The organism is Sphaerobacter sp. (assembly GCF_019683595.1).
In the GTDB taxonomy this organism is placed as follows: domain Bacteria; phylum Chloroflexota; class Chloroflexia; order Thermomicrobiales; family Thermomicrobiaceae; genus Sphaerobacter.
In genome coordinates, this window is the sequence record NZ_JADGHZ010000322.1 from 1 (window position 1) to 2,135 (window position 2,135).

2 protein-coding genes are annotated in these 2,135 nt (G+C 69.2%); both read left to right on the forward strand.

Going from position 1 to position 2,135, the window contains the following annotated elements; all coding sequences use genetic code 11:
* The first annotated feature begins 599 nt into the window (after positions 1-599).
* A complete protein-coding gene (locus IRZ30_RS17090; RefSeq protein WP_294086916.1) occupies positions 600-1,799 on the forward strand; it encodes a hypothetical protein in 1,200 nt (399 codons plus the stop codon).
* Positions 1,800-1,934: 135 nt separating this feature from the next.
* Positions 1,935-2,135 (forward strand): hypothetical protein (locus IRZ30_RS17095; protein ID WP_294086917.1); only part of this gene is annotated, 201 nt, incomplete at its 3' end.

Sequence of the window (2,135 nt, forward strand, 5' to 3'; positions counted from 1 at the left end):
CCCCTCCCCACACTCGCGCCTTCGATGGGCGACGATGGCCAGGCACGTGCGCGGCCTCAGGGACTCAGGCGAGTTCGTCGAGAGCACGTGGTCGGTGCGTGCTCGGGGCTGAAGCCACCGGGCTCACCTCGAAAGCCGGCTGAAGCCGGCTGGGGGGAACCTGGGTTTACCCCGTGGTGTTACGGAGCGCGCCGCTCGGCACGTGCCCGGGGTTAAAGCCGCCGGGCACACGCCGATTGGCGTACATCCAAGTCATTCGTCACACGCCATTGGCCCCGGGTGCGAGCCGCGAGGTGAGACCCAAGGCCGAGCGTGAGTCGTGTCCCACCCCCAGCCGGCTTCAGCCGGCTTTCGTTGTCAGCCCGGCGGCCTTAGCCCCGGGCACGAACCACGACGCGCGGATCCTCACGCCACCCATTCTGCGTCCCGCCTCCAGCGCGAAACCAACTCCGGCGCGGCGCCGGAGGGAACCGAAATGGGAACACCAGACACTTCCTGATGCGACACAAAGTTGGGGTAGACGCTTGAACACCTGTCATCCGGAAGAGGAACAACGGCACGCTTCCTGCCACGCTCGCGGCGAGGAAAGGATCACTACGATGCGCATCCGATCACTGAAGGCTCTCCTGATCACGCTCGCGGCCGCGGCGGCGCTGCTCCTCCCGATGGCCGGTGGAGCGGGTCACGCACTGGCGGCGGAGTTCCGTTCCGGCGCCAGTCCTTCGATCGGCTCCGAAGAGCGGATCGATGACGACCTCTACATCAGTGGCGGCACGATCCGCGTCGACGGGCAGGTCACCGGCGACCTCGTGGCGGCGGGCGGGACCGTCAACGCCAACGGGCCCGTCGACGGCAACGTGAACATCGCCGGGGGCAATGTCACCGTCCATGGGCCCGTCGGGGGCACCGTGCGAGTGGCCGCAGGGACAGTTACCATCGACGGCGAAGTCGCCCGGGACGTCGTTGTCGCCGGCGGCACCGTCCACATTATGTCGTCCGCACGGGTGGGTCAGGACCTCGTCGTCGCGGGCGGCACGGTGACAGTCGACGGTCCGGTCGGCCGCGACGTGCGCGCGGGCGGTGGTGATTTCCGCCTCAACAGCACCGTGGGTGGGAATGTTCGGGCGGACCTCAACGGCCGGTTGATCCTCACAAACAACGCCAGCATCGACGGTAACCTGACCTACGAGGCCGACAGCGGGGCCAACATCGCCGGCGGCGCGACCGTGGCGGGCGCCACCACCCGCGTGCAGCCGACCCAGCCGAGCACCAGTGCGCGCGTGGTCAGTTGGATCCTCTCCACGCTGCTGCGGCTGGCATGGGCACTGCTGGTCGGCACCGCGGTTGTCCTGCTCATCCCGCGCACCGCCCGGATCGTGACCGACACGCTGCGTGAGCGTCCGGTGGTCAGCCTGGGATGGGGCATCGCCCTCCTCATCGCCGTGCCACTCCTGGTCCTCCTGCTTGCGGTCACCGTCATTGGCCTGCCGCTCGCACTGATCGCCCTCGGCCTGCTCCTGTTGGCGGCCTACCTGAGCCAGATCGTGGTGGGCATCATGCTCGGCCGCCTGCTCCTGGGACGGCCGACGACCCGCTCCGGGCTCTGGGTCGCGATGCTCGTCGGGGTCACGATCGTCGTCGTGATCCGCCTGCTCCCCATCCCCTACGGCTGGACCACGTGGGTCAGCCTGCTCATCGCCGTCCTTGCGATCGGCGCGATCTGGACCGAGTTAACGGGCTGGGGGCGCTACGCGAGGGAGCCCCAACGCGCAGCCACCGCTCCGCCGCCCCCGGCGTAGGGCACGCACCGCTGCAAGCACGGCGGCATTCGTGCAACAATGGGGCTACTCGCCCTGCCATCCTGTCCCACGCCGCCGTGGTGCATACTCGGGGCGTACCCGGCCGAATTGGACAGGGGAGCGGACGGACGAACGATGAACCATCGCCGGACCGACAGACGACCGGGGCGTCGCCGACGGCCGGACTCGATGTTGCTCCTACTGCTCGCGCTCGTCATCCTGATCGTGAGCTGCGTGCCAGACCGGTTCGCCGGGAGCGAGGCCGCGGCCGAGCGCTCCACCGCGACGGATCAGTCGCCGCCACCCGAGACGCCGACCCAGGGGTCCACCCCGGAC

Coding starts and splice junctions, on each gene's coding strand:
- IRZ30_RS17090 (WP_294086916.1), top strand. CDS start 600: ATGCGCATCCGATCACTGAAGGCTCTCCTGATCACGCTCGCGGCCGCG.